Origin of the sequence: Paraburkholderia guartelaensis (assembly GCF_004353905.1) — a bacterium.
GTDB lineage: Bacteria > Pseudomonadota > Gammaproteobacteria > Burkholderiales > Burkholderiaceae > Paraburkholderia > Paraburkholderia guartelaensis.
Genome location: NZ_SMOD01000028.1, coordinates 89572 through 109509, shown reverse-complemented (window position 1 = coordinate 109509; position 19938 = coordinate 89572). Strand labels below are relative to the sequence as shown.

18 protein-coding genes are annotated in these 19938 nt (G+C 66.5%); 5 read left to right on the top strand and 13 right to left on the bottom strand.

What is annotated here, in order from left to right; genetic code table 11:
* Positions 1-62 precede the first annotated feature (62 nt).
* The 3 genes from E1N52_RS30000 to E1N52_RS29990 are packed head-to-tail and all read left to right on the top strand — an operon-like array spanning position 63 to position 2469.
* Positions 63-440 carry a DUF2306 domain-containing protein gene (locus E1N52_RS30000; RefSeq protein ID WP_133186650.1) on the top strand — a complete coding sequence of 126 codons (378 nt, stop codon included), beginning with the start codon at positions 63-65 and terminating at the stop codon, positions 438-440.
* Positions 437-1573: a sensor histidine kinase gene (locus E1N52_RS29995; RefSeq protein ID WP_133186648.1), complete on the top strand. Its 1137-nt coding sequence runs from the start codon at positions 437-439 to the stop codon at positions 1571-1573. Before E1N52_RS30000 ends, E1N52_RS29995 begins: the two co-directional genes overlap by 4 nt.
* On the top strand, positions 1570-2469 hold the full coding sequence (locus E1N52_RS29990; protein WP_133186646.1) for a LytR/AlgR family response regulator transcription factor: 900 nt from the start codon (positions 1570-1572) through the stop codon (positions 2467-2469). The genes E1N52_RS29995 and E1N52_RS29990 overlap by 4 nt, the downstream gene beginning before the upstream one ends.
* A gap of 27 nt (positions 2470-2496) precedes the next feature.
* On the opposite strand, the gene E1N52_RS29985 is transcribed toward E1N52_RS29990, so the two are convergent.
* From E1N52_RS29985 to E1N52_RS29965, 5 genes are all read right to left on the bottom strand, one after another.
* Entirely contained in the window at positions 2497-3285 is a 789-nt protein-coding gene (locus tag E1N52_RS29985) for an AraC family transcriptional regulator (RefSeq protein WP_133186644.1), read from the bottom strand.
* Between the two features lie 179 nt (positions 3286-3464).
* Positions 3465-4226, bottom strand: a complete 762-nt coding sequence (locus E1N52_RS29980; RefSeq protein WP_133186642.1) for an ABC transporter ATP-binding protein — start codon at positions 4224-4226, stop codon at positions 3465-3467.
* The gene (locus E1N52_RS29975) at positions 4217-6076 is read right to left on the bottom strand and encodes a branched-chain amino acid ABC transporter ATP-binding protein/permease (protein WP_133186640.1); all 1860 of its coding nucleotides are present in this window, start codon (positions 6074-6076) and stop codon (positions 4217-4219) included. Before E1N52_RS29975 ends, E1N52_RS29980 begins: the two co-directional genes overlap by 10 nt.
* 3 nt (positions 6077-6079) lie before the next feature.
* On the bottom strand, positions 6080-6979 hold the full coding sequence (locus E1N52_RS29970; RefSeq protein ID WP_133186638.1) for a branched-chain amino acid ABC transporter permease: 900 nt from the start codon (positions 6977-6979) through the stop codon (positions 6080-6082).
* A gap of 16 nt (positions 6980-6995) precedes the next feature.
* A complete protein-coding gene (locus tag E1N52_RS29965) occupies positions 6996-8162 on the bottom strand; it encodes a branched-chain amino acid ABC transporter substrate-binding protein (protein WP_133186636.1) in 1167 nt (388 codons plus the stop codon).
* Positions 8163-8436: 274 nt separating this feature from the next.
* Here E1N52_RS29965 and E1N52_RS29960 point away from each other — a divergent pair, with 274 nt between their 5' ends.
* Together E1N52_RS29960 and E1N52_RS29955 are read left to right on the top strand one after the other, a co-directional pair.
* Positions 8437-9681, top strand: a complete 1245-nt coding sequence (locus E1N52_RS29960; protein WP_133186635.1) for a D-amino acid dehydrogenase — start codon at positions 8437-8439, stop codon at positions 9679-9681.
* Positions 9678-10472, top strand: a complete 795-nt coding sequence (locus E1N52_RS29955) for a maleate cis-trans isomerase family protein (protein WP_133186633.1) — start codon at positions 9678-9680, stop codon at positions 10470-10472. Before E1N52_RS29960 ends, E1N52_RS29955 begins: the two co-directional genes overlap by 4 nt.
* A 3-nt stretch (positions 10473-10475) precedes the next feature.
* On the opposite strand, the gene acs is transcribed toward E1N52_RS29955, so the two are convergent.
* The 8 genes from acs to E1N52_RS29915 all read right to left on the bottom strand — a co-directional run bounded on the left by acs (position 10476) and on the right by E1N52_RS29915 (position 19925).
* Entirely contained in the window at positions 10476-12416 is a 1941-nt protein-coding gene (gene acs / locus E1N52_RS29950) for an acetate--CoA ligase (protein WP_133186631.1), read from the bottom strand.
* Between the two features lie 60 nt (positions 12417-12476).
* Complete coding sequence (locus tag E1N52_RS29945; RefSeq protein WP_133186629.1) at positions 12477-13055, bottom strand: acetate uptake transporter; 579 nt, start codon at positions 13053-13055, stop codon at positions 12477-12479.
* Between the two features lie 255 nt (positions 13056-13310).
* Entirely contained in the window at positions 13311-14276 is a 966-nt protein-coding gene (locus E1N52_RS29940; protein WP_133186627.1) for a chemotaxis protein, read from the bottom strand.
* Positions 14277-14436: 160 nt separating this feature from the next.
* The gene (locus tag E1N52_RS29935) at positions 14437-16758 is read right to left on the bottom strand and encodes a putative bifunctional diguanylate cyclase/phosphodiesterase (protein WP_133186625.1); all 2322 of its coding nucleotides are present in this window, start codon (positions 16756-16758) and stop codon (positions 14437-14439) included.
* A 297-nt stretch (positions 16759-17055) separates the two neighbouring features.
* Complete coding sequence (locus E1N52_RS29930; protein ID WP_133186623.1) at positions 17056-17349, bottom strand: hypothetical protein; 294 nt, start codon at positions 17347-17349, stop codon at positions 17056-17058.
* A gap of 22 nt (positions 17350-17371) precedes the next feature.
* Complete coding sequence (locus tag E1N52_RS29925) at positions 17372-17890, bottom strand: hotdog family protein (protein WP_246089266.1); 519 nt, start codon at positions 17888-17890, stop codon at positions 17372-17374.
* Complete coding sequence (locus E1N52_RS29920) at positions 17887-18714, bottom strand: beta-ketoacyl synthase chain length factor (RefSeq protein WP_133186621.1); 828 nt, start codon at positions 18712-18714, stop codon at positions 17887-17889. The genes E1N52_RS29925 and E1N52_RS29920 overlap by 4 nt, the downstream gene beginning before the upstream one ends.
* Before the next feature lie 5 nt (positions 18715-18719).
* Positions 18720-19925: a beta-ketoacyl-[acyl-carrier-protein] synthase family protein gene (locus E1N52_RS29915; protein WP_133186619.1), complete on the bottom strand. Its 1206-nt coding sequence runs from the start codon at positions 19923-19925 to the stop codon at positions 18720-18722.
* Positions 19926-19938 lie beyond the last annotated feature (13 nt).

The following is a 19938-nucleotide window of genomic DNA, read 5'->3' as shown; positions in this document are numbered from 1 at the left end:
CCCCGCCCCCACTCAGCACACTGCAGACATCGCCCCCGCTCGACCCGCCAAGGAGAGCCCGCATGTCTGCCATCATTGCTGCGCACGTCGTCGCCGCAACACTTTCTGTCATACTCGGAACCGTCGTCATGCTGACCGAAAAGGGCAGCGCGCGGCACAAGTGGCTCGGCCGCCTTTGGGCGCTGACGATGTTCGCTGCCGCGCTCAGCTCGTTCGACATCCGCGAGCTGCATCCGGGGCATCTGTCCTGGGTGCACGGCCTGTCGCTGCTGACGTTCGTAAGCGTCGGGCGCGCCATCTGGGCGATCCGCCACGGCAACGTCCGCGGCCATCGCCTCGCCATGCGCGGTTCGTTCTTCAGTCTCATCGCTGCCGGTCTTGCCGCCGTTGCGACGCCGCACCGCCTGCTCAACCTCATCGTCACAAGCTGGATCGCATGATTCCTGGCACGCACGTCGAGTTTCCGAACGCCGCCGACCGCTTGCCCGCGCCGGCGGCCAATGCCCTGATCGCCGGATTCGCGCGCGAGGGCATGATCGTCGTCATCGGCAACACGCTGATTGCGGTCGCGCTCACCGTCGCGGGCGTTCACGAGCGATTCATCGACAACCTCGTCTTCAGCCAGGCGATCGGGCTTTCGATCATGCTGCTGCTCGACGTCGCCCGCTTCTTTCTGCAACGCCACAATGCGCTCACGGGCCCGCGACTCGCCCTCGCGATGGTGCTCGCCATCATGCTCGGCGCATCGATCGGGCGCGGCATTGCGAGCGTGGTGCTCGGGATCGGCTTGCACAACGCGTTCGCGACGAAGGATCTCGCGCTCACCGGCTGGATCGCGCTCACCGCCACGCTGCTCGTCACCTGGTATGGCTGGTCGCGCACGCGCATTGCCGAGCTGAGCGAGCAGGTCGCGCGCACGGCATGGCAAAAGGAAGCCGCCGAACGCACGGCCCTGAGCGCGCGGCTGCAAGCGCTGCAGGCGCAGATCGAGCCGCACTTTCTCTTCAACACGCTGGCAACGCTCGACAGCCTGATCGCGTCCGACCCGCCGCGTGCGCGCGACCTGCTCGCGAGCCTCAACCGCTTCCTGCGCGCGACGCTCGAGGCCTCGCGCGCGCAAAGCGAAACGCTCGCGGTGCAGTTCAAGGTGCTCGACTCGATGCTCGCCGTGCACGCAATGCGCATCGGCCCGCGCCTGGCCTACGCGCTCGACCTGCCGCACGATTGCGCCGAACTCCCGGTGCCGCCCATGCTGTTGCAGCCGCTCGTGGAAAACGCGCTCAAGCATGGCATTCAAGGTGCGCTCGAGGGCGGCAGGATCGACGTCGTCGCACGGCGCGACGGTGAGCATCTCGAACTGAGCGTGACCGATACCGGACCGGGCTTTGGCGCGACGCCGGGCACCCAGGGCGCGGGCGTCGGGCTCGTGAACGTGCGCGAGCGGCTTGCAGCGATCTATGGCGAGCACGCGTCGCTCACGCTCATCGAGAACGTGCCGCATGGCCTCGTTGCGCGCGTACGGCTGCCGCTGCGCGAAGCCGTCGGCGTAAGCGTGCAGGAGTCCGGATCATGAAACGCCAGACGGCCGCCGATACGGCGCAACACGGCGACGGCTCGCGCCGCTCGCTAGACACCCCGACCGCGCTGATCGCCGAGGACGAGCCGCTGATCGCCGCAGCGCTTGAGCGCGAACTCGCGGCCGTGTGGCCGGAACTGCGCATCGTGGCGACGGCCAGCAACGGCCGCGAAGCCATCGAGCACATCGGCGCGCTCGCGCCCGACGTCGCATTCCTCGACATCGCCATGCCGGGCGCGACCGGCCTCGATGTCGCGCGCGCGTGCGCGAATCTCGCTGCGCCGCCGCAAATCGTGTTCGTGACCGCCTACGACGCCTACGCGCTCGAAGCCTTCGAGGCCGCGGCCATCGACTATCTGCTCAAGCCCGTGGAGACAGCGAGGCTGGCCCGCACGGTGGAGCGCCTGCGCGCACGGCTCGCGCGATCGGCGACGGACGACGCCGAGGCTCCGCGGATGCAGGCGGATCTGCAACGCGTACTGCGCCAACTGGAAGCGATCACCCAGGACGTGCGCGAAGCGCGCGCCGGTGCGCACGCGGGCAATGCGGAAAGCGCCCCGCGCGGAACGCCGCTGCGTTATCTGCGCGCCTCCAGCGGCAACGACATCCGCATGGTGCCGGTAGACGATGTTTTGTACTTCGAAGCAGCTGACAAATACGTCGTGGTCACGACGCGCAGCGGCGAACTGCTGATCCGCACGAGTCTGCGAGAGTTATGCGCGCAACTGGACCCCGCGCGCTTCTGGCAGGTTCACCGCGGCACGGTGGTCAACGTGGACCAGGTGGAATGCGCCTCGGTCAGCGCGATCGGGAAGATGACGTTGAGGCTGCGCGGCCACGCGGGCGCCCTCGACGTGAGCCGCCAATACGCACACCTGTTCAAGCAGATGTGACACGCGCCGCGAAAACGGCAAACGCCTTCAACGCGGCTCGCTTTTCAAATACCGCTGAGGCGTCTCGCCCATCGTCTTGCGGAACATCGTGATGAACGTGCTCGAATTCGCGTAGCCGAGTTCGGCCGCGATCTCCGCCACGCGCACGCCTTGGGCAAGCTTCGACACGGCCTCGACGATGCGCAATTGCTGGCGCCAGTGGCCGAACGTCAACCCGGTCTCGTCCTTGAAGCGCCGCGCGAGTGTGCGCTCGCTCGCCCCCACGCGCTCGCCCCAGATAGCGAGCGAGTCACCATTGGCCGGCGCCGCCAGCAGGAAATCGCAGATCTGCCGCAAACGCCGGTCGAGCGGCAGCGGCAACCCGCCGCCCGCAGCCTTGCGCGAATCGCGCATTTCACTGAGCAACAGCGGCGCAATGAGCGCGTAACGGCGCTCCGGGTCGCGCTCGCGGTCTTCGACCATCGCCGCCACCAGTTCGCGCAACAGCGACGAAACGCTCACCGCGTGGCATGCGGATTCCGGCCACGGCGACGCCTCCGGCTCGAAGTACACGCTATGCATGCACACCGCGCTCGTCGCGATCAACTCGTGGCCCACGCGCGGCGCGATCCACAGCCCGCGCTGCGGGCCGAGCGTCCACATGCCGATGGGCGTCGTCACGCGCAGCATCCCGCTCACCGTAAAGACGAACCGCCCCTGATCGTGTGAACGCCATGATCCTCTATGGGAAGCATCGTATTGATAGCTTGCCGCCATGATTGGCCGTTCGAGCTTGCGGTGCGGGATTTCAGGCCGATGCAACCAGATCTGATCCACGATCGGAGAGTCCTTCGCTGATTTTCCAAAAAAGCATCCGTTTCGCGCAATTTATGCTCATCGCATCGCACCGGGTCGCCATGTATCGTATTTTGCATCGGATAACGATTAATTGCTAATGCAAACGAGAATGATTCTCTATATGTTGTATGGAAGCTCCAGAGAACCGATGTAGCCGCCTAGACGGCCCCGCCCTCCTGCGCCGCCGCACTGCCGCCGAGATACGTGGCGCGCACGCGGTTATCGTCGGCCAGTTCATGGGCCGAACCTGCGAGCGCCACACGGCCGCCCTCCAGCACGTAGGCCCGGTTCGCAATGCGCAGCGCCTGGCGCGCGTTCTGCTCCACGAGCAACACCGCCGTGCCCGCGTGGCTGATGCGTGCAATCACTTCGAAGATCGCGCGCACGAGCTTGGGCGCGAGCCCCATGGAAGGCTCGTCGAGCAGCACGAGTTTTGGCTTCAGCATGAGGGCGCGCGCAATCGCGAGCATCTGCTGCTCGCCGCCGCTCAATGTGCCGGCGAGCTGATCCTTGCGCTCGCGCAGTCGGCTAAATGTTTCGTATGCCTGAGCAATGCCCTGGTCGAGCGCGCCCGCGTCGCGCCGCAAGAGATAGCCGCCCAGGCGCAAGTTCTCTTCGACCGTCAACCCGCCGAAAATACGGCGCCCCTCCGGCACGTGCCCGATCCCAAGCGCGACGATACGATGCGACGGCAGCCCGACGAGCGCCTGCCCCTCGAACGCAATGTTTCCGCCGCGCGGACGCAGCAGCCCGGAGATCGTGCGCAGCGTCGTGGTCTTGCCCGCGCCGTTGGCCCCGAGCAGCGCGACGATCTCGCCCGGCCCGACATCGAGCGAAACGCCGTGCAGCGCTTCGATGTTGCCGTAGTTCACGCGCAGGTCGCGAACGTCGAGGAGCTTGTCGGACGTCTCTACCCCCATAGCGACTTCTCCCCGTCCGTGGCGTCGGGTCCGTCGTCTTCCTCGGCCGTACCCAGGTAAGCGTCGATCACGACAGGGTCGTTCTGGACTTGCGCGGGCGTGCCCTGCGCAATGATCTCGCCATGATCCATCACGATGATGCGGTCGGACACGCCCATCACGAGCGCCATATCGTGTTCGATCAGCAGCACCGTCACGCCCAGGTCGCGGATGCGGCGGATCTGCGCCATCAACGCGTGCTTTTCGGTTGGGTTCATGCCGGCGGCGGGCTCGTCGAGCAGCAACAGGCGTGGCTGGCTCGCCAGCGCGCGGGCGATTTCCAGCCTGCGCTGATCGCCATATGGCAGGTCCGAAGCATACTCGCTCGCACGCGCACCGAGCCCCACGAGGTCGAGCCAGCGCTGCCCGAGCGCGCCATGCTCGGCGGCTTCGGCGCGCGCGGCGCGCGTGCCCACCAGTTCCGCCACGAGGGCCGTGTGCAGGCGATGATCCATGCCGATCAACACGTTCTCGAACGCGCTCATATGGTTGAAGAGGCGGATGCCCTGAAACGTGCGCGCAATGCCGCGATGCACGTTGCGATGGGGCGCACCGCCGCCAAGCGGCTCGCCGCGCCAAACGAGGCGGCCGCCGCTCGGGCGGATCACGCCCGTCAGGCAGTTGAACACCGTGGTCTTGCCCGCGCCGTTCGGGCCGATCAACGCGAGAATCTCGCCGCTGCGCACCTGGAACGTGATGCCGCCGATCGCACGCACGCCGCCAAAGCGGCGCTCGAGGTCATGCACCTCGAGCAGGGTTTCGTGCGCGGCGGCGGCTTCGAGGCCACTGCTATCGGCGAGAGAAACGGCCGACGTGGGTTCCTTGCCCGCGGCTTCCGCCGCTTCCGCTTCGTGCGCCACCGTCTCCTCTTCGGGCCGCGGCGCGGCGCGCCTCACGCGCGCGGGCCACAATCCTTGCGGACGCAACAACATGAGTACGACGAGCGCCACGGCAAAGCCGAAAATACGCCACAGGTTCAGGAAGCGCAGCATTTCCGGCAACCCCGCGACGATCAGCGCGCCGAGTATCACGCCGGGAATGCTGCCGCGCCCGCCCATCACGACGACGATGAGGATCGTCACCGACTGCAGATACGTGAACGCCGTAGGGTCGATCGTACCGAAGCGCGCGGCGAAGAGACTGCCCGCGAGGCCGCCGATCAGCGCGCCGATCACGTAGGCGAGCATCTTCACGCGCAGGGTCGCGACACCCACCGCCTCGGCGGCGGCCTCGTCCTCGCGGATGCTGGTCCACGCGCGCCCGAGACGCGAGCGTCCGAGCCGCACCGCGAACACCAGCACGACGATGAAGAACGCCATGCCCAGCACGTACACCGAGCGCGGCGAACTGAACTCGAAGCCGAACAGGTTCGGCGGTTCGATGCCGTAGATGCCGTTCGGCCCACCGGTAATGTCGAGATTGGTGGCGACGATGCGCGTGATCTCGCCAAAGCCGAGCGTGACGATGGCGAGATAGTCGCTGCGCAGGCGCAACGTGGGATAGCCGATCACGACGCCGGAAGCGCCCGCGAACGCAAGGCTGAATGGCAGCGTCGCCCAGAACGAGAAATGCAGCAGCGTTTCGAGCAGCGCCGTGGTATAGGCGCCGATGGCAAAAAACGCCGCGTAGCCGAGGTCGAGCAACCCGGCATAGCCCACGACGATGTTCAACCCGAGGCCCAGAATCGCGTAGGTGATGATGGTGAGCCCGACATCGACGATATAACCGCTCGCGAACTTGGGCAGCGCGATCGCCAGCGCGATCAGCACGCCGGAAACGACCCATGAGGTGTCCGTGGCCCGCGCGCGCATGGCTCACATCCTCTCGACTACGCGTTCGCCGAACAGCCCCGTCGGCTTCACGACGAGCACGGCGATCAGCACACCGAACACGAACACGTCGGTCCACTGCGATGACACATACCCTGCGCCGAACGCCTCCAGCAAGCCGATCAGGAAGCCGCCCACCATCGCCCCCGGAATATTGCCGATGCCGCCGAGCACAGCCGCCGTAAACGCGCGCAGCCCGAGCACGAAGCCCATGAAGAAGTTGATCTGTGTGTAGAAAAGCCCTTCCATCACGCCGGCGACTGCGGCAAGCGCCGAGCCGATGAAGAACGTGAGCTGGATGAGCCGCTCGACGTCGATACCCATGAGCCGCGCCGCATCCTGATCGATGGCGAGGGCGCGCATGGCCGTACCGATGAACGTATGGTGTACGAACAAATATAGCGCGATCATCAGCGCGAAGCTGGCCGCGACAATGCCGATCTGCGCGAACGTGATATGCACTTGCGCAATGTCGAAGCCGGTATGCGTGAGCAGGTGCGGATACGTGCGAAAGCCCGCGCCGTAAGCGATCAGCACGCCGTTCTCCAGCAACAGCGAAACGGCTAGCGCCGTAATGAGAATGGAAAGCCGCGGCGCGCGCAGCAACGGCTGGTAGGCCACGCGCGCGATCGCCACGCCGAGCACGCCGGTGGCGAGCATGGCGGCCGCGAAGGCCACGAGCAGCGCGAGCACGAGCGGCAGGTGAGCAGCCGCGAGCACGGAAAGCGCGGTCCAGCCCACGAACGCGCCCACCATGAAGAGATCCCCGTGTGCGAAGTTGATGAGCCGGATGATGCCGTAGACCATCGTGTAACCGAGGGCGACGAGCGCGTAGAACGAGCCGATCGTCAGCCCCTCGATGACGAACTGGAAAAAGGTGCTCATGGGCGGCCCGGCGCGGTTACTTCATTGCCACCCACTTGCCGTTTGCATCCTGGCGCTGGTAAGGCTCGAACTGATCGTTATGCACGACGACCGTGATGTACACGGCGCGGCTGCGGTCGCCCTTCGGATTGAAGCCGATCGTGCCCGTGGCGCCCGGGTAGTTCGTGATCTTGTGCAGCGCGGCGCTGATGTCCGCTGGCTTCGCCGACTTGCCATCGGCGATGGCCTTGGCGGTCACGCCCACGGCGTCGTACTCGTACACCGAGTACGGCCCCGGCCCCTGACCATAGCTCTTGTTGTACTGATCGAGGTATTCATGCGCGCCGGGAAGAAACTGTGCGAGCGGCGCAGTCGTAATGATCATGCCGTCGGCGGCCGGGCCGGCCGTCTTCATGAGCGTCGGGTCATTGGTGCCGTCGCCGCCCATGAAGGTCATCTTCAGGCCCACCTGGCGCGCTTCCTTCACGAGCAGGCCCGCTTCGGAGAAGTAACCCGTGTAATAGATCACGTCCGGCTTGAGCGAGGAAACCTTGGTGAGTGTCGGCGAATAATCCATCTGGCCCGGCGTGATCGAGTCTGCGTAGACCACGTCCACGCCCATCTTCTTGAGCGATTCCACGGTGTTCTGCGCGAGGCCCTTGGCATAGGTCGTGTTGTCGTCGATCACCGCGGCGCGCTTCACGTGCAGCGAATTCTTCATGAAGCTGGCCGCGAAAGGCCCTTGTTCGTCGTCACGGCCAATCGTGCGGAACACGTTGTCGTAGCCCATTTCCGTGAGCTTCGGATTGGTCGACGCGTCGAGCACGTAGGGAATGCCGGCGCGGTGGAAGGCGGTCAACTCGGGCAAGGCCGCGCTCGAGCAGTAGCCGCCGGCCACGGCAACCACGCCCGCGTCCACGAGTTTCTGCGCGGCCTGAACCGCCGTTTGCGCGTCGCACGCGTCGTCTTCGGGCACGAGTTCGATCTGCTTGCCGAGCACGCCGCCCGCCGCGTTGATTTTCGCGGCCGCGAGCTTCGCACCGTTCAGGATATCCGTGCCCGCTGCGGCGCTGCTGCCCGAAAGCGGCACCGGCACGCCGATCTTGATGGTCTGCGCCTGTGCGAGTCCAGGTACGAGCGCAGCGAGCGATAAGAGAGTGAGCGCGAGGGTTGCGTGCAGCGCGCCATTGTTCTGAGGATTCATGTGAGCGGCTCCTGAGCGTGGACCCGACCGGGCGATGCCGCAACGCAGGCGAGCCCGCGCGGTCAGTTAGCGAAACGAAATAATTCGTCCAGTGCGATGCCCTGCAGGTCTCACGCGCTCATGGCGCGCGGCTTGCATGGGGACCGGCGCATAACGACTTATCCATGATAGATGCATGCCACCGTTTAACTGCTATAGGGTATGCGCGTATACAAATTGCGTGCGCTCGCGGCAGCGTGAAGGTACTTTTGTATACACACACGGAGGGGCGCGAATGAAGACCATCGTACTGGGCGGCGGCATCGCAGGCGTCACGAGCGCGTACTACCTCGCGCGCGACGGCCGCGACGTCACCGTTATCGAGCGACGCTCAGGCGTTGCGCTCGAAACCAGTTTCGCCAATGCGGGGCTCGTCGCGCCGGGGCACTCGTACACGTGGGCCTCGCCCCGTGCGCCGAAAATCCTGCTCAAATCGTTGTTCATCGAGGGCCAGGCGCTGCGCCTGCGCCTGAAGGCCGATCCGCACATGTGGGCATGGTGCGCGCAATTCCTGCTCAACTGCACCGAGGCGCGCTCGCGCGAGAACACCTCGCGCAAGGTGAGGTTGTGCCGCTATTCGCAGCATCAACTGCAAGACGTCACGGCACGCGAGCAGCTCGAATACGACCTCATCAGCCGCGGCCTGCTCTATCTCTATCGCGACGCCGCATCGTTCGAGCGCGGCCGCGCCCACATGTCGATCCTCGTCGAGAACGGACTGCCGCTCGAAACGCTCGACGCCGCCGCAGTCGCGGCACGCGAGCCCGCGCTCGCCCACGCACGCGAGCGCATCGCGGGCGCGATCTACTGCCCGACCGACGCAAGCGGCGACGCGCACCGCTTCACGCGTGCGCTCAAGGAGGTTTGCGAACGTATGGGCGTGCGCTTCGTGTTCGACGCCCCGATCGAGGCCATCGAAGCCGCCGGCGACCGCATTGCCGGCGTGCGCACGAGCGCCGGCGTGATCCAGGGCGACGACTATGTGCTCGCGCTCGGCTCCTGGTCGCCGATCCTCGCGCGGCCACTCGGCTACCGCATCGCGGTCTATCCTGTGAAGGGCTATTCGGCCACGTTTCCGTGCGGGCCCGAGCATCGCCCGCCCGAGATGGGCGGGGTGGACGAGAACCACCTCGTGGCATGGGCGCGCTTTGGCGCGCGCCTGCGTTTCACGGCCACCGCGGATTTCGCGGGCTACGACACGCGGCACACGCCCGGCGATTTCACTTCGATGATGCAGGCGGCGCGCGAACTTTTCCCCCAGGGCGCCGACTACACGCAGCCGGCGTACTGGGCCGGACTGCGCCCGATGACGCCCGAAGGCACGCCGCTGATCGGCCGCACGCGCCATCGCAACTTCTTTCTGAACACGGGTCACGGACACATGGGCTGGACCATGTCGTGCGGCACCGCAAAACTGCTCGCCGACATCATGGCCGGGCGTGAGCCCGAACTCGACATGACGGGATTGACGCTGAGATGAACGCTACCCATACCGCACCGCCGCAAAATCACGAGGATGCCTACACAAAACTCGACTTCGCGCTCGACGACGGCATTGCCCGCCGCGCAGCGATCGGGCTCGTCGTGCTGGCCACCGATCATACGATCGAATACGAATGGCGCGACCTGTTGCGCCAGCCGGGCGTGGCGTTCTACGAGAGCCGGCTCGAGAATTCGCCGGACATCACGCCGCCGCGCCTCGCGGAAATCGAGGCGCGCATCGCCCCCGCCGTGAGCCTCATGCTGCCCGGCGAGCGCCTCGACGTGGTGGCGTTCGGCTGCACGTCGGCTTCGATGGTGATAGGCGAAGACAAGGTTGCGGCGCGCATCCGCGAGGCGCGGCCGGACATTGCCTGCACCACGCCGATCACGGCAGCGCTCGCCGCGTTAAAGGCGCTCGAGGTGCGCCGCGTGGCGCTGCTGACGCCCTACGTGCGCACCATCAACGATTTCATGCGCGATTACATCGAGGCGCGCGGCGTGGCCGTCACGCGCATGGCTTCGTTCGAGCATGCGGACGATAACGAGGTGGCACGCATCGACGCGCGTTCGATTCGTAGTGCGATAGAAACGCTGGCGCGCCACGACGATGCCGACGCGGTGTTCGTCTCGTGCACCAGCCTGCGCGTGGCCGCGCTCGTGCCGGAGATCGAAGCGCAGACCGGCAAGCCCGTGCTGTCGAGCAACTACGCGATGGCGTGGCACGCGCTGCGGCTCGCAGGGGTCCAGGATAGCGAGCCGCAGTTGGGGCGCTTGTTCACGCGCCAGTGACGTTCAGTGCGCAACGCGATGATCGATCAACTCCTTCACGACCCTCGGGTCGGCCAGCGTTGAAACGTCACCGAGATTGTCGTAATCGCCGTCGGCGATCTTGCGCAGAATGCGGCGCATGATCTTGCCCGAGCGCGTCTTCGGCAGCACCGGCGCCCACTGGATGCAGTCGGGGCTCGCAATCGGCCCGATCTCCTTGCGCACCAGCGCGACCAAAGCGGCGCGCAGCGTTTCACTCGGCTCCACGCCCGCCTTGAGCGTCACGTAGGCGTAAATGCCCTGCCCCTTGAGCGAATGCGGGAAACCCACCACGGCCGCCTCGGCCACGTCTGGATGCGAGACCAGCGCGCTTTCCACCTCCGCCGTGCCGAGCCGGTGGCCTGAGACGTTCACCACGTCGTCGATGCGGCCCGTGATCCAGTAGTCGCCATCAGCGTCGCGATAGCAGCCGTCGCCCGTGTAGTACTTGCCTTCGAACTGGCTGTAGTAGACCTGGCGCATGCGGTCCGCGTCGCCATAGACGTAGCGCATCTGCCCTGGCCACGAGTCGAGCATGCAGAGGCTGCCTGCCGCTGCGCCTTCGAGCACGGTGCCCTTTTCATCGACGATGGCCGGGCGGATGCCGAAGAACGGCCGCGTGGCCGAGCCGGGTTTGAGCGTGGTCGCGCCGGGCAGCGGCGTGAGCATGATGCCGCCCGTTTCGGTCTGCCACCATGTATCGACCACCGGGCAGCGCTTGTCGCCCACCACCTCGTAGTACCAGAGCCATGCCGCCGGGTTGATCGGCTCGCCCACCGTGCCGAGCAGACGCAGCGACTTGCGTGACGTGCGCTTGACCGGCCCTTCCCCATCGCGCACGAGCGCGCGGATCGCGGTCGGCGCCGTGTAGATGATCTGCACGTTGTGCTTGTCGCAGACCTGCCAGAAGCGCGAGCTGTCCGGATAGTTCGGCACGCCTTCGAACATGAGCGTGGTCGCGCCGTTGGCGAGCGGTCCGTACACGATATAGCTATGCCCCGTCACCCAGCCGACGTCCGCCGTGCACCAGTAGATGTCGCCGTCGTGATAGTCGAACACGTACTGATGCGTGAGCGAAACGTAGGTCAGATAGCCGCCCGTGGTATGCACGACGCCCTTGGGCTTGCCAGTCGAACCGGAGGTGTAGAGGATGTAGAGCGCATCCTCCGCGTTCATTTCTTCCGGCGGACAGTCCGCAGGACTCCGATTGATCAAATCGTGATACCAATGGTCGCGACCTTCGCGCCAGTCGACCTTGCCGCCGGTGCGCCGCACCACCACGCATGTAGTCACGGCAGGACATTTCGCCATGGCGTCGTCGGCGCTCGCCTTCATCGCGATCGTGCGGCCGCCGCGCACGCCTTCGTCCGCGGTGATGAGGATAGTCGACTCGCAGTCCTGAATGCGATTGGCAAGCGCCTCGGGCGAGAAGCCGCCGAACACGACCGAATGGATCGCACCGATGCGCGCGCAGGCGAGCATTGCCACTGCGGCCTCGGGAATCATCGGCATATAAATGGTCACGCGGTCGCCGCGCTTCACGCCTAGCGACTTCAGCGCGTTGGCGAATTTGCAGACCTCGCCGTGCAGCTCGCGATACGTGATCGTGCGGCTCACCTTGGGATCGTCGCCCTCCCAGATGATGGCGGGACGATCGCCGCGCGTCGCCAGATGCCGGTCGAGGCAATTGCTGCTGGCGTTCAGCGTGCCGTCGTAGAACCAGCGTATGTGCAGATCGCGGCTCGCGAACGACACGTCTTTTACCTGGGTATAGGGCTTGATCCAGTCGAGCCGTTTGCCCTGTTCGCCCCAGAATGCTTCGGGGTCCTCGGTCGAGCGGCGGTACATCGCTTCGTAACCGGCCTGATCGACCCATGCTTTTGCGGCCCATTCCGCGGGCGGCGGAAAGACCCGATGCTCATCCATGATCCCCTCCTCGGGATGAGGCGCCGCCGCGCCGCATTGGCGTGGCGGCGTCGGGAACGCTCAAGCCGCGCGCGGCTGCGGCGCGACGTAGGGATGCGTGGGCAGCACGGTGCGCCCAAAGCTCTCGTTGATCACCATGGCCGCGGAGGCGTAGAACGCGAGCGCAGCGGTGATGAGGCCCGTATAGCCGCCCAGACGCGTGATCATGGCCATGCCGCTCCACACACCGATTGCCAGCAGTCCGAAGGTAATCCAGAGCGCGAGAAAGACGAGCTGGACCGAGGTGCTCGTATGCATGGAGCCAATCCACATATAAAACGTGAACACGCCCCATACGAACAGATACCAGCCGACGAACGACTCGGGAACCTTCGTGCCAAGAAACGCAGCGAATAGCGCAAAAGACCACCAGAACGCGCCATAGCTCAAAAACGCCACGGTGCCGAGCGTGTTGCCGCGCGGAAACTCCATCACGCCGGCGATCATTTGCGCCGTGCCGCCGAACGCGAACGCGAGCGCAAGCACGAGGCCCATCGAATCGGCGCTGTACCAGCCCGCGTTGATCATGCTTAGCATCCACGTCGTGAATGCAAATCCGGCAAGGCCTAGCGGTGCCGGGTTGGAAAGATTGCCACCCATGGTCCCTCCTCCACGCGCAGGCAGCCGTCCAATGACATGGCCACAAGCGCGCAAAACAAGTGCATCTGCCGAGTCATTATAGGCAACATATCACAACGTGATATTTATGCCGACAATGTGGCGCCGGATAGCGCGCATATGGCATGCCTGGCGGGCACACGTCTGAGGATTCGGGTTGGCGAATGCGCCAGAAAGAAGGGAGAAAGAGCAACGCGCCGGTACGTTGCGCACCGGCGCGAACATCAGCTGATGAAATCAGGCGTAAATGGGCTTGCCAGCCAGTGCGCTGCGAATCGCACCCGCGAGGTCGCCAGCGGCGAATTTCGCCACATAGCCGCTCGCGCCTGCGTTCTTCACATGCGCTTCATTCGCGGTGCCCGTGAGCGACGAATGGATCACCACGGGAATATCCACGGTGCGCGGGTCCGCCTTGATCTTGCGCGTCAACGTGAAGCCGTCCATCTCCGGCATTTCGAGGTCGGTCAGCACGAGCGCGATGCGATCTTTCGCGCGCACGCCGTCGCGTTCCGCGCTCGTCGCAATCGCGTCGAGCTGCTTCCACGCTTCGAGGCCCGTCTTCGCCATCGTGTATTCCACGCCGAGCGCCTTGAGGCTCTGGCCGATCAGCTCACGCGCGAAACCGGAGTCGTCGGCGGCCAGCACCTTCGCACCCGGCGGAATCATCGCGGGCTCGCCCACGTCCTCCGCCGCGACCGCGCCGTGCTGCGCCGGGAAGACGTCGCGCAGCACCTGCTCCACGTCCACCACCTGCACGAGCTTCTTGCTCTCGGGGTCGTTCTCGAGCCGCGCGATGCTCGTCACGCGGTTGCCCATCGTGACGTCGGCGGTCAGCACCTGGCTCCATTCGAGCCGCACGATCTCGTCCACGCTTTCGAGCGCGAAACCCTGCGTGGAACGCGCGAATTCGGTCACGAGCAGGATGTTCAGGCCCGTGGCCGGCTCGCAGCCCATGAGCCGCGGCAGGTCGATCACGGGCATCACCTGGCCGCGGATATTCGCCGCGCCCAGCACGTAGGGGGACGACGCCGCGATCGGCGTGATCGCCGGCATGCTCAGGATTTCCCGTACCTTGAAAACGTTGATGCCGAAGACTTCGCCAACTTCGCTGCCCGGCGCCGCGCCGAGACGGAAAAGCAGCAGCTCGAACTGGTTCGTGCTTGTCAGGCGGGTTCGATCGTCGATTGCGAAGCCGCTATCCATGATTCTCTCGTGTCCTTTTCCTCTGGCGTGATGCGTGCGGCATCCGCCTCCTGCCAACGTCTACGGCCTGGCGCGGGAAATCTTGAGCCCCCTGCCTTGAGCCCGCCAATCCCGCACGACCGTGCCGGATCGGGGCGCACTCAGGCGCACTCAGGCGCGCTCAGGCGCCCTCGCGCACGCGGCCAGCGGCATGCTCGCGCAGCAGCGCCGCGCAGTCCTGGGCGCTCACCGGCCTGCCGAACAGGTAGCCCTGCTGCCGCTCGCAGCGTAGCGAGCGCAGAAACGACGCCTGCTCGGGCGTTTCCACGCCCTCGGCGGTCACGCGCATGCCGAGCGAGTGCGCCATCGCCACGACGGCCTGGGTGATCGCCACGGAGTCGCGGTTGTCGGGCAGGCCCGCGACAAACGTGCGGTCGACCTTCAGGTGGTGCAGCGGAAAACGCTTCAAATACGAAAGCGACGAATAGCCGGTGCCGAAGTCGTCCACCGAAATGCGCACGCCGATATCGTTCAGCGCGTGCAGGAGCGGCAGCACGCTCTGGCTGTCGCTCATGAGAATGCCTTCGGTGATCTCCACTTCGAGGGCATCGGGCGCGAGGCCCGTGCGCGCGAGGCAACCCTGCACCTGTTCGACCAGCCCGTCCGCGATCTGGCGCGGCGAGAAGTTGACCGCCATGACGAAGTCGGGCGCGAGGAGTCGCCGCCACTGCGCGGCCTGGCGGCACGCGTGCTCGAGCACCCACTGGCCGATCGGGATGATCATGCCGGTGTCCTCGGCCACGGGGATGAACTCCACCGGCGAGACCTGGCCCAGTTCCTCGCTCTCCCAGCGCAGCAGCGCCTCCGCGCCGATCATGCGGCCGCTTTCGCCATCCACGATAGGCTGATAGACGAGCCGCAGCTCGCCCGAAGCGAGCGCGCGGCGCAGCCCCCGCTCGATCTGGAAACGGCGCTGCAGGCGCTGGCGCAGCTCGGTCGTGAAAAACTGGAACTGGTTGGTGCCGCGCTGCTTGGCCGCGTACATGGCCGAGTCGGCGTTGCGCATGAGCGCGGCGGCGCTGCGGCCATCGTCGGGATACAGGCTGATGCCGATCGAGGCGCCCAGGTAGTACTCGTTGCCCGCCACCGCGAACGGCGCGGCAAGCGCGCCGAGCACGCGCTGCGCGAGCGCGACGAGGTCATCCACGCTGTCGTAGCAGCACACTGCGATCACGAATTCGTCGCCACCCACACGCGCGAGCGTGTCCCGCTCGCTCACGCAGCCGATGAGACGCCGCCCCACGTCGCGCAGCAGCGAGTCGCCGGCTTCGTGGCCGCCCGTGTCGTTGACCTTCTTGAACCCGTCGAGATCGACGAAGAGGAGCGCCGGCTTTGCCGAACACGTGGCGCGCTCCAGCATCGCGTGCATGCGCTCGGCGAGGAAGGTGCGGTTGTACAGGCCTGTGAGCGCGTCGCGCGTGGCGAGATAGCGCAATTGCTGCTGCGCCTCGCGCACCGGTCCGATATCCGTAAACGAGACCACCACGGAGACCGGTTCGCTTTCCCCGGGCCGGAAGATCGGCAGCACGTTCTCGCTCACCCAGACGATCTCGCCATCCGCAAGCTCGAGGCCGACCGTCTCGCCGAGCACCGGCTCGCCCGTTTCGAGGGCCTTCATGCTCGGGCGCTTCGAGGTAGGCAGAGGCTTGCCGCTTTCGTCGAGCACGCGCGGAATCACCTGCATGATGCTCAGGCCGATGGCGTCCTCGGGCAGGCGCAGGAGGCGCCGCGCGCTGCGGTTGCAGGCGAGCACGGTGTCGTCGCGGGCCTGCATCACGATGCCTTCGTTGAGGTGGTCCACCACGAGGCGGTGGTGCTCCTCGCTGAGCGCGAGACGCTCGGCCATGGTCTGCTGGTTGAGCATGGCCGCGACGCTGCGGGCGATGTCGCACAGCAACGCCTCCTCGGCCGCGCTGGGCCGCCAGGGCCGGCTCTGGTACACCGCAAGCGCGCCCAGCACGCCGCCGTTGTCGTCGTCGAGCGGCGTGGTCCAGACCGCGCGCAGGCCGCTGTCGAGCGCGATGCGGCGGTACTCGCCCCATTCGTGCGCGAGTTCGTAGTCCTCCACGCATATCGTGCGCCGCTCGGCGATCGCCGTGCCGGACGGGCTCGTGCCGGAACCGACCGGCGTGCCGTCGAACGCGGCGTGATACTGCGCCGGCAAGGACGGCGCGCTGCCGATGCGCAGGCGCTGGCCGTCGGCGTCCAGTTGCAGGACCGCGCAGTTCGCGCCCGCGCCCAGCAGCCGCTCGGCGCGGCAGCAAACTTCCGCCAGCAGTTCAGGCAGCGCCATGCTGCGCGACACCAGGCGCAGTACGCTGCGTTCCTGCGCGAGCGCCGCATCTGTTCCGTTCGCGGCCCCGTCCGATTCTTTCGACACCTCCGACTGACCGCCCCGTGATCCCTCTGCGCCGAACGCTCCCGCCGCTTGGGAATAGACCATACCTTCTTCCCCTCTTGTTGCCGCGGCGCGCGGAGTCCATGCAGCGCCTGCGGCCGGCTCGATCTCAAGTGTGGTACGCGGCAGACCACCCGCCGTCAGGCGAGCGATTGCGCCGCCCCTGCATTAACGGCAAGGGCGGCGCGATTCTTGAAGCGTTGGGATGGAACGGCGGGGGCCGGCGGCGAGCCGGATAACAGGGCGCGGACGGGAAGGCGCGCCGGGTGGAGGGGTATGCGCGGCGCGTAGGCGTGCGCGAGGGTAAACGCCTACGCGTGTCGGCATGCAGCAGAAACTGCCTTACGCCTGGCTCTTCTCGCTGCTTTCGCCGCTGCCGTCCTTGTGGAACACGCGCTTGGTCGCGCGCTTGGTGGCCTCGTAGCCTTCGCGCGACGCATGCGCGATGCCATGGCCCACCGTCTTCGCCGCGTTCGCGGTGGCGTGGCCGAAGTCGCGCGCGGCGTGGCCGGTTTTCGTGGCCGCTTCCTTTGAGTCGTGCTTGATGTTCTCCTTCACTTCGTGAAGGTCGGCGTGCGCCATCGAGCTGGCCATGCCCAGCACGAGCGCGGCAAGTATGAACCGTTTGGATTTCATCATCGGGCTCCCTTTTGTATTGTCATCGAATGACTGCGGACGCGTCGAGCATGACTGCCGCGCGTCCCGTAAGCAGCACGCGGCCCTCGCCGCGCACCGTAAAACCATAGAGTATCGTGTTGCCGCTGCCGCTCACGCGTTCGGCTTCGATCGCGAGCGGGGCGGCGAGCGTGTCGAGGCGCTCGATATGCGCCACCACCGTGCGCACGCTCGCAAGAAAACCCACGCGCGGACGCCCCGCCTCTGCGCCGTCCAGTGCGCCGAGCAACGCGCCATGCACCGCCATCGCCTGCGCCGCGTACTCCACGCCGCAGACCGCCGCAAGGCGGCCGCGCGAGCGCAGCGGATTGTGCGGATCGCGATGGCTCGTCGCTATGCAGCGGATATGCGTCTCATCCCATGACTGTACCGCGTCGAGCAGGCACATCGTGCCGCTGTGCGGTATGCGCGCCGCGATCCATGCGCGGTCGAGCGGCGCGATCGTCGCGGCGTTCTCGATCACATCCGCGAGCGTACCCGGCAGGGTGGCTTGCGTCGTCATGCGCCCTCTCCCATCGCGTCCAGAGGCGTTACGTCGATTTGCACGCGCAGTTCAGGCATGTAGTCGATGACAACGCTCGCAGGCTGGCTGGATGTGTCCATGCACGCGAGCGCTTCGAGCAACGGCAGCACGCGGGCGGCGGGATTGTTCGTGCGCAGGGCTTCGAGTTCGGGCGAAGCGAGCGGCGTTGCAAGCGCTTCGGTGAGCGTCACGTCGAGGCGCGCGAGCGTCGCCGCGCTCGCCTGCGGTGCGAGCACGAGCGCCACGCCAAATGCATCGGCCACGGGACGCAACGTGTGCAGCGGCTCGGGATAGTCGGCGTCGTAGGCGATCAGCAAGGTGGGCACGCCATCCACGGCCACCTGACACGCGCTTTCGAGCAGCCCCGCTGCAAAGCTGCCGTCGTGTGCGCACAGCACGTTCGATGCGGCCTGGTCGCGCGTCGCGATGCTCCAGTAGCCCGCGGGCGCGTTATGCACCGAGTTGTGAAAACGCGTGGGCGAAAGCAGGCGGTCGTCGCCGGCGAGCGCATCGCAGATTATGTGGCAGTTCTGACCATCTCCACCCGAGGCCGCGAACACGGCGGCGAGCGTCGTCGCGTCGCGGCCGCTCGCCGCGACGGCCTCGTGGCCCACGGCGAGCGCAGTCTTGACGACGGCCCCGGTGCGGCGGCGCTCTGCCGCCGGCAGCCCTTCCGGCGGCGGCAGCACCGTGCGTGCACTCGCGTAGGGCGCGCGCGCGGCGAGCACGTCGGCCGTCTGCGGCCAGTTGACGAGACCCGGGCCGATCACGCCGACGCTTTCGATGAATACGGAAAGTCTCATGGCGGTCATCCGTGATGTGCGCGGTCCGCGCGGCCGAACAGGAGGCTGCAGTTCGTGCCGCCAAAACCGAATGAATTGCTGAGCGCGGCACCGACTTGCGCCTCGCGGCTTTCCAGCACGTAGTCGAGGCCGAGCGCGGCGTCGGGCTGCGTGGTGTTGACGCCGGCGGGCACGAAGCGATGGCGCAGCGCGAGCGCCGCGATCACGGCTTCGAGCGCGCCCGCCGCGCCGAGCGAATGCCCCGTCGCGCCCTTGGTCGAGCTGCACGGCGTGCGCTCGAACAGTGCGTTGATCGCGCGGCTTTCAGCGACGTCGTTGCTCGGCGTGGCCGTGCCATGCAGATTGATGTAGCCGATTTCGCTTGCGGCCACGCCCGCGGTGGAAAGCGCCTGCGCCATCGCGGCGCGCGCGCCGAGCCCATCGGGATGCGGCGACGACATGTGATGCGCGTCGCTCGATTCGCCCACGCCGAGCAGCAGGATGGCGTCGTCGTCCATCGTGTCGGGCGTGCGCTCGAGGAAGGCGAACGCCGCGGCCTCGCCAATCGAAATGCCGTTGCGGTTCACGTCGAACGGGCGGCACGGATCGCGCGAAAGCAGCTCGAGCGAGTTGAAGCCGTACAGCGTCGTCAAGCAGAGCGAATCGACGCCGCCCACCACGGCCGCATCGATCAGCCCCGCCTCGATCATGCGGCGCGCGGAGCCGAACACCTTCGCGCCCGACGAACAGGCCGAAGAAATCGACGTGGCCGGCCCGCGCAGGCCGAAGTACGCGCGCACGAACGAAGCCAGCGCGAACGGGTTGTGCGTCTGCGCGTAATGAAAGCCCGGCTTGAGCGCGCCGCTTTCCAGGTCCCGCTGCCGGTAGGCGTTTTCGGTTTCGAGAATGCCCGAAGTGCTGGTGCCGACGAACACGCCCACGCGCTCGGCTCCATAGCGCGCAACGGCGGCCTGAATGTGTTCGGCGAAACCGTCCTGCGTGAAGCCGATCTGCGCGAGACGGTGGTTGCGGCAAGCGTAGTCCGCGAGATCGGCGCGCAGCGTCTCGCTGTCGAGGCCCGCCACTTCGCCTATCCACGTATCGAGGTCCGCACGCTCGAAGTCGCAGCGCGCGAGGCCCCCGCGCTTGCCGCGCAGCGCGTCGAGCGTCGCGTCGAGCCCGCGCCCGAGGCAGCTGGTAGCGGTGAAATGCGAAAGGATGAGTGGTTTCATTCAGTCGTTCCGT

What these genes read in the sequence shown, in the direction of transcription:
- E1N52_RS29915 (WP_133186619.1), bottom strand. Translation starts at nt 19,925, where the DNA reads ATGAAACCACTCATCCTTTCGCATTTCACCGCTACCAGCTGCCTCGGG.
- E1N52_RS29930 (WP_133186623.1), bottom strand. Translation starts at nt 17,349, where the DNA reads ATGAAATCCAAACGGTTCATACTTGCCGCGCTCGTGCTGGGCATGGCC.
- E1N52_RS29945 (WP_133186629.1), bottom strand. Translation starts at nt 13,055, where the DNA reads ATGGGTGGCAATCTTTCCAACCCGGCACCGCTAGGCCTTGCCGGATTT.
- E1N52_RS29925 (WP_246089266.1), bottom strand. Translation starts at nt 17,890, where the DNA reads ATGACGACGCAAGCCACCCTGCCGGGTACGCTCGCGGATGTGATCGAG.
- E1N52_RS29975 (WP_133186640.1), bottom strand. Translation starts at nt 6,076, where the DNA reads ATGCGCGCGCGGGCCACGGACACCTCATGGGTCGTTTCCGGCGTGCTG.
- E1N52_RS29995 (WP_133186648.1), top strand. Translation starts at nt 437, where the DNA reads ATGATTCCTGGCACGCACGTCGAGTTTCCGAACGCCGCCGACCGCTTG.
- E1N52_RS29965 (WP_133186636.1), bottom strand. Translation starts at nt 8,162, where the DNA reads ATGAATCCTCAGAACAATGGCGCGCTGCACGCAACCCTCGCGCTCACT.
- E1N52_RS29935 (WP_133186625.1), bottom strand. Translation starts at nt 16,758, where the DNA reads ATGGTCTATTCCCAAGCGGCGGGAGCGTTCGGCGCAGAGGGATCACGG.
- E1N52_RS30000 (WP_133186650.1), top strand. Translation starts at nt 63, where the DNA reads ATGTCTGCCATCATTGCTGCGCACGTCGTCGCCGCAACACTTTCTGTC.
- E1N52_RS29920 (WP_133186621.1), bottom strand. Translation starts at nt 18,714, where the DNA reads ATGAGACTTTCCGTATTCATCGAAAGCGTCGGCGTGATCGGCCCGGGT.
- E1N52_RS29980 (WP_133186642.1), bottom strand. Translation starts at nt 4,226, where the DNA reads ATGGGGGTAGAGACGTCCGACAAGCTCCTCGACGTTCGCGACCTGCGC.
- E1N52_RS29970 (WP_133186638.1), bottom strand. Translation starts at nt 6,979, where the DNA reads ATGAGCACCTTTTTCCAGTTCGTCATCGAGGGGCTGACGATCGGCTCG.
- acs (WP_133186631.1), bottom strand. Translation starts at nt 12,416, where the DNA reads ATGGATGAGCATCGGGTCTTTCCGCCGCCCGCGGAATGGGCCGCAAAA.
- E1N52_RS29960 (WP_133186635.1), top strand. Translation starts at nt 8,437, where the DNA reads ATGAAGACCATCGTACTGGGCGGCGGCATCGCAGGCGTCACGAGCGCG.
- E1N52_RS29955 (WP_133186633.1), top strand. Translation starts at nt 9,678, where the DNA reads ATGAACGCTACCCATACCGCACCGCCGCAAAATCACGAGGATGCCTAC.
- E1N52_RS29990 (WP_133186646.1), top strand. Translation starts at nt 1,570, where the DNA reads ATGAAACGCCAGACGGCCGCCGATACGGCGCAACACGGCGACGGCTCG.
- E1N52_RS29940 (WP_133186627.1), bottom strand. Translation starts at nt 14,276, where the DNA reads ATGGATAGCGGCTTCGCAATCGACGATCGAACCCGCCTGACAAGCACG.